The following is a 6309-nucleotide window of genomic DNA, read 5'->3' on the forward strand; positions in this document are numbered from 1 at the left end:
GGTGGAGGGATAGGGATTTGAACCCTAGAACCGCTATTAACGGTTGCCGGTTTTCAAGACCGGTGCTTTCGACCACTCAGCCATCCCTCCAGTGGCGTGAATAATATAAGGGGCAGAGGGTCTTGTAAACCCTTAATTTTCATAATTTTGTTTTGTTGCTTGTTTTCTAATCATTCACGGCAATAAAAAAGGGAAGCCATTGGCTTCCCTTTTCTTTTTGATGATCATTTAGTCATTTTTGGTATAGAACCGCTGTAACTCAGTAAGGCCTTGCATCAACACTGGCAAGCGAGGGCTTACATCTTTCAGACGTTTGTAATTCTGATCGTACAATTTGTAGTTACCAAACTTATCTAACACCGTTGTTTGTTGGTCAGTAACAAGAGCAAGTTCACGTGAGTCTCCTGCAAGAATCCATTTTCTTCTACGCTCATCAAACAGGCTACGTCCACTACTAAAATCTGTAGGGTTCGAAGATACACCTAATAGCTCTTGCATTAGCGTGACTGACACATCTAGGTGACTAGAACGGTGAGTATATTCAGATGCTGACTTACCTGGCCATTTGATGAACAGAGGCACTTGTAGTTGGTAACGACTGTAATTGGAGTTTGCGCCCCAACTGTTGGTTTTCGTCTCGTTAAATTCAGTACCGTGGTTAGAGGTAATGATAACCACTGTGTTGTCTTGAAGATCTAGGCGCTCCAACTCTGCGTAGATTTTCGTTAACTGAACATCAGCCGCTTGAGTCGATTTTTGGTAATCTGCAGTAAAACGTTCAGCGGTAGTCAACGTCACATCTGTTTCGTAACTAGAGAAGTTATCGAGCGTTGTTAGCTCAATAAAGTTAAACCAAGGGCTTTTTGCTTGTGGTGATTGAACCCATTCAGACCAAGCTTGTATTGCGCTTTGGTCATCATCTGTTGCTTGCTCTGGGAGCGCATCACGGCCTCGGAAGATGACTTCCGGGTAAAGGGCGTCGTCAAAGTCATCACCGCTAAAAGCGGCAAGTGTATAATTGTGATGATCTAGCACATCGAGCAGTACTGCGCTCGAACCTTGTGCTTTGATGCTGCTTGCGTAGCTGCTAGGAAGGCCATAGAACAATCCGAAAATACCAAACATGTCGTTACTTGAACTGTAGTGATTGGTGAAGTTGATCGATTGTTGTGCATAGGCATAGCTGCTTGGCATCGCAGTGCTATTGAGTGCATCAGCGCGAAGATTATTCACACTCACAAGTAGAATATTAAGATCAGCACTGCGGCGGTTGTATTGAATTTTTTCTAGCGGGTAGCTAACTAAGTTTACGTTCTCTTGGTTCGCTTCTAAACGCTGCAAATACTCTTCACGGTCTAATAGACCATGCTTTTCCATAAAGCTTTTTGCTGTCATAGGATAAGACAGTGGGAAATTCGCTTTCTGGCTTGTAATTGGGTTGTAGAAATACGCATCAGCCCACATGTAGGTCAAGTGGCTGCTGATGAAACACAAGAAGAAGACGGCAGTAATAGGACGGCCAATGTGTTTATGAGACAGTTTACGTTGCTTACGCCAAACCCACTCAGACAGACCTAGCTGCAATAAGAAGATTAGTGGCATTACAATGAAGAGGTGCTGCAAATCAGAAGTGAGTGCAGACTCCTCTCCACTGAATAAAACCTCCCACACGACAGGTGTCAGGTGGAGGTTTATATTTTGATACGTTTGGGTATCAATCAGTAGGACAGTTAAACCTATGGTTGCGAAGATAACGGCAACCAAACGTAATAACTTCCTCGACGGAAGAATAAAAGTGAGTGGGAACAGCACTAATAGATAGAGCGCGAACACCAAAAATCCAAAATGACCAACCCATGATGCAGCCAAATAGAATTGACCCAATAGGGTTTCCGGCCAAGCAGATTGAGTAATATAACGAGTACCAATCAACATCGCAGCAATGATGTTGAAAAATGCAAACCAGTGGCCCCAACCTACCAGTCGAGATACACGATCGCTATATGAGTTTGCGCTGTCTACCATTTATAATTCTTTTTCCGTCAATCAAACTTAGTGAGACTTTTTATCTTCAAGAGAAGAAATTAAAGCTTCGGCAAATTTTTCAGCAATTCCTTTGCGTTGTGAAGCAGCAACGTTCTGATTTAAGACATTGGTTGCGATATTTCCAGCGATCATCAATGAAAGCTCAGGTGAAGCTTTGTGCTTAGTCAGTACAGCACCTACTTCAGCTAGGATTTTTTCAACTTGATCATCTGTGTATTTAGATATAATCGGCATAAGGACTCTAATAATGATAGTAAAAGCGGCTTATGATAACCTACTATGCACAACAACTGAAACCTGAACGGTAATATTTTCGCTATGAGCCTTCACCTTTCCAACGTAATTTTACACCAGCTAAGCAAGAACGATCAGGAAGAGCTGATTGTTAACTATCGTGCTGAATCTCTAGAAAACGATACTGCATCTGAAAACCTAGTCGCTGAACTTCACCGAGTTTTTAATTCAAAAGCAGGTAAAGGATTTGGTTCTTTCAAATCCGACAGCGAATTCCAGCAGTCGTTGCATGAATTTCGAGCTGGAGAACAAAGTTTTTATGATTTCTCTCAAAAAAGTGCGCTACGTCTAAAAGATGAGCTTTCAAAGTATCCTTTTGCTGATGAAGGCACTTTGGTACTGGCTGAATATCAATCACTGGCGACAGACTACCTTTTCATCGGACTACTGCCTTCTAACCAAAGTTTGAAAGTGACCGAAGGGCTAGATATTAGTGCGACGGATTACCTGGATATCTCGAAGATGGATATTGTTGCGCGCCTTGATCTTTCAACATACGACACAGACAAAGAGTCAAACCGTTACCTTACTTATATTAAAGGGCGCGTTGGTCGTAAAGTCGCTGACTTCTTCTTAGACTTCCTTCAAGCAGAAGTAGGCTTGGATGCTAAGCAGCAAAACCAAGTATTGATGCAAGCGGTAGAAGACTTTGTTTCTGACTCTAAGTTAGAGAAAGAGGAAGCGATCAGCTATAAAAAACAAGTTGCGGATTACTGTAACGAACAGCTTAAAGCGGGTGATGAAGTTCAAGTTCGTGAACTTTCTGGAGAATTGCCAGCAAGCACAGATGGTACAAGCTTCTTTGACTATACTAGTGAGCAAGGTTATGAGTTAGAAGACAGCTTCCCAGCAGACCGCGCAACTATGCGTAAACTAACAAAATTTGTTGGTGCTGGTGGCGGTTTGAATGTTAGTTTTGATAGTCTGCTTTTAGGTGAGCGTATCTTCTACGATCCAGAGACAGACACGCTAACCATTAAAGGGACGCCACCGAACTTACGTGATCAACTGACTCGCAATAAGTCATAGTACGAAGTTATTAGGTAGCATGCGACAGCAGGTTGTTGTCGCTTGTTTATGTTTAGCAACATAATGGTTTAGAGTTCGCATGAACAAGGAATATCGATGGAACAATCAGTAGCAAAGCCCAATCGCTTTAAAAGACCCGCAACTTTTTTGGTTGCACTCTTGGCTCTGTGGCTACTTCCTTCACTGGCTCTCCTTAATCTAAGCCGTTCTTACTCTCACTCGCTCGCTCAAATTGAAGAACTCGGTATTCGCGTTAATGAATTGAGGCAATCGCTTTATTTCTCTGAGCCGCTGCGAGTCTCTCGCATTAATGATTTAGCACTCGATGCTCAATTGGTTTATTCGATCCGACTGCAGATAGAATCTGATTTCCAACACGCCTTGTTTCGTCCTGATGTGAACCAACTGCTTTACGTTGCCGATCAATTTTTAGAAAAATTTGATGAATTCATTCCGATAGAAAGTCAGGTGCAAGATATCGTCGATAACATCAAAGTGTTACGCACAGATACACAACTTTCCCCTAAGTTAAAGCCGCTACTCAACGAATTTGGTGTCGTCGTTTTTGAAGCGATGTATTCCGATAACCAAAGTTCATCAGCAACTTATCGCGCCTTTGATTCTATACTTGAAAAATCTTATTCATTAAAATCCGAAGAGCAAGATGCACTCCAACAATTACTGGCTGATGCTTCAGCATTGCTGAGTGATTACGCTCAGCTCAATTATTTAGTCGATAAAATTAAGAAGAATTCAGTAAACGAACAGATCATTAAACTTGAAGCTGAGTTCCATGAACGTCAATACAACCTATTATTGATCATGCTAGGGTTAAGCTTAGTGGCAATGATTGCGTTAGTGTTGTGGAGTGTTAGGTCCCAAAAATCGATGAAAGAAGTAGACCAAGAACTCAGACCGGAACCAGTCATCGATTCAAGTCAGGACGATGCTCTCTCTACTTCCAACAAAGATACGTCTTCTCGTAACAATACGTCTTCTCGTAACGATACTGCTGCTCGCAATAATATTGTTTCTCACAGCGATATTGCTTCTTCCGCGGTGACGCCACCAAGTAATCCCCCATCAGTATTAGATATTACGCCAGCGAGTCAACATTCTGATATCCAACCACAGCAGAGTGTTTGTACGACAAGCCCGCAAGCTATTTCACAAGAACCGATTTTGCAAGAACCTATTCCACAAGTTCCGGTTCAGCAAAACTCTATTCAGCAACCCCCAACTCAGCGAACACCAGAACAAGTGCAAGAGCCAGAGAAGCACATTGCCAGTGTGACGGATTCAAAGCCAGCGATTGATATTGAAGAGATGCTAGAGACTCTTGATGGCGATACCGAGTCTGTTGAATTGTTGCTAGGGGTCTTTGTCGAAGATCACGCAGATGACTATACCAGATTCAAATCTCTGCTCACCAAGGATGAAACCTCTGCTGCTCGCATTGTGCACAGCTTAAAAGGTGTGGCTGGCAGCATCAAAGCGTCTCGGTTAGCGATCATTGCAGCGACTATTGAAATGACAATGAAGCAGTCCAGAGCCATCAGCGAGCACGATTTAGCCGAACTAGAGCTAGCGATAAAAGCCTCTGTAGATTCTGCTCATGACTATTTAAATACCCAACGTTAACTTTTACAGGTTTTTTGACAATACTCTGACGAAGCGCTCATACAATCCGCGCCCTTAGTCTTTGTCAGAGGTTTATATGTCACGAGTTTCGAGTCGAAATTGGATCGTGTTAGGGCTTAGCATTGTGCTAAGTGGTTGTTCTCTTTTGGAAGTTAAGCTAGATAGTCAAACGACGCCTCTTACTCAGCAAGAGTTACAGGCTCGGATCATGACGCGTGAATACGCCAAGATGTTTTTTACACGAGTAGAAGACTCGGCCGATCTCATTGCGCAATCTTACCCTGCTGATGACACCTTACATCAATCTTATGTGTTGCTTTGGAAGATCCATGCTGAGCAGGGCTTACAACAAGCAGCGTACCAAACCTCCCCAATGTCAGCATTAATTGACTCATGGGTTTTCACAGCCCAAATGAATCAGTTTTATAGCCAAGGCGATGGTGCGGATCTGTTCGTGACGGATAATGCGGTAGAGACTGCTCGTTCTCTTGACCAAGAAGCTGAGAAGCTAGCAAAGGGTGTATTGAGCTCAAGTGATTTCAAAAAGAGCAAAGCATTCGTCGCAGAGTTCGCCGCGAGCAATCCTTTTAAAGATCTTACCTTCAGAAGCACACCCGCTTACCGTGAATGGCTAAGTTACCTTGGTAAAGACGAATCTCAAATCGTTCAAAGCCTAGGTACCATGCCGGAGGCGATGGGCGATGCATCAGACCGCTTAAGCCTAATGGCTGACCAAACACCGAAATTGATGACGTGGAAAGCTGAGTTGGTGGCGATGAATAGCTCGCTAACGGGTGAAGACCTATCGATGACGCTGGAAAGCCTTCGTCAAACATCAGCAAGCATGCAGGACTTCATTGAGAATAACCCTGAGTACATGCAAACACTGGCTTCTATTATGTCGACAGAAATGCAGCCTCTGCTCAACGACCTAAGTGATAAGACAGATCAAAAATTGGCGATGCTCACTGAAGAACGTGTAGCCTTAGAAAAAATGGTGACACGAGAGAGAGAAGCTCTGGTCGCGATGATTGCGAAAGAGCGTATTGAAATTGCAGGCATTGTGACTTCTGAAAGGGAACTGTTTACACAAGATCTTGATCGCGTCTCTCAAGAGGTGGTGGTACTCGCTATTGATAAACTGATGGACTTAATCAAAGGTGTGATTATTTACTTCATCCTGTTTATCTTGGTGGTGTTCTTTGCACCGTTAGGCATCGGTTATTGGTTGGGTAAACGAACCGCCAACAAATAAATTCAGTAATTAAGTAGATCAAAAAAGAGCGCTCTAGAGCGCTC

At 43.2% G+C, this 6309-nt stretch carries 4 protein-coding genes, 1 tRNA gene and 2 pseudogenes; 4 read left to right on the top strand and 3 right to left on the bottom strand.

The features are described 5' to 3' along the window. Window positions 1-2 precede the first annotated feature (2 nt). The 3 genes from AB4496_RS17715 to AB4496_RS17725 all read right to left on the bottom strand — a co-directional run bounded on the left by AB4496_RS17715 (window position 3) and on the right by AB4496_RS17725 (window position 2280). Window positions 3-90 (bottom strand) — tRNA-Ser (locus AB4496_RS17715). 138 nt (window positions 91-228) lie between these two features. Beyond that, on the bottom strand, window positions 229-2025 hold the full coding sequence (locus AB4496_RS17720) for a DUF3413 domain-containing protein (RefSeq protein WP_009848691.1): 1797 nt from the start codon (window positions 2023-2025) through the stop codon (window positions 229-231). Between the two features lie 27 nt (window positions 2026-2052). Next, window positions 2053-2280: a YejL family protein gene (locus AB4496_RS17725; RefSeq protein WP_004734063.1), complete on the bottom strand. Its 228-nt coding sequence runs from the start codon at window positions 2278-2280 to the stop codon at window positions 2053-2055. A gap of 84 nt (window positions 2281-2364) precedes the next feature. On the opposite strand from AB4496_RS17725, the gene yejK reads away from it, so the two are divergent. The 4 genes and pseudogenes from yejK (at window position 2365) to AB4496_RS17745 (ending at window position 6265) form a co-directional block, all read left to right on the top strand. After that, window positions 2365-3369 (top strand): nucleoid-associated protein YejK, encoded by a 1005-nt coding sequence (gene yejK / locus AB4496_RS17730; RefSeq protein ID WP_009848690.1) that lies wholly within the window; start codon window positions 2365-2367, stop codon window positions 3367-3369. A gap of 96 nt (window positions 3370-3465) precedes the next feature. Next, window positions 3466-4252, top strand: a pseudogene (locus AB4496_RS17735) (Hpt domain-containing protein); the annotation flags it as partial. Between the two features lie 386 nt (window positions 4253-4638). Continuing rightward, window positions 4639-5010, top strand: a pseudogene (locus AB4496_RS17740) (Hpt domain-containing protein); the annotation flags it as partial. Window positions 5011-5086: 76 nt separating this feature from the next. After that, window positions 5087-6265 (top strand): chemotaxis protein, encoded by a 1179-nt coding sequence (locus AB4496_RS17745; protein ID WP_102257907.1) that lies wholly within the window; start codon window positions 5087-5089, stop codon window positions 6263-6265. The last annotated feature ends 44 nt before the right edge of the window (window positions 6266-6309 follow it).

Source organism: Vibrio sp. 10N.222.46.A1, from assembly GCF_041473595.1.
Lineage (GTDB): Bacteria > Pseudomonadota > Gammaproteobacteria > Enterobacterales > Vibrionaceae > Vibrio > Vibrio tasmaniensis_A.

Coding starts and splice junctions, on each gene's coding strand:
- AB4496_RS17720 (WP_009848691.1), bottom strand. CDS start 2,025: ATGGTAGACAGCGCAAACTCATATAGCGATCGTGTATCTCGACTGGTA.
- AB4496_RS17725 (WP_004734063.1), bottom strand. CDS start 2,280: ATGCCGATTATATCTAAATACACAGATGATCAAGTTGAAAAAATCCTA.
- yejK (WP_009848690.1), top strand. CDS start 2,365: ATGAGCCTTCACCTTTCCAACGTAATTTTACACCAGCTAAGCAAGAAC.
- AB4496_RS17745 (WP_102257907.1), top strand. CDS start 5,087: ATGTCACGAGTTTCGAGTCGAAATTGGATCGTGTTAGGGCTTAGCATT.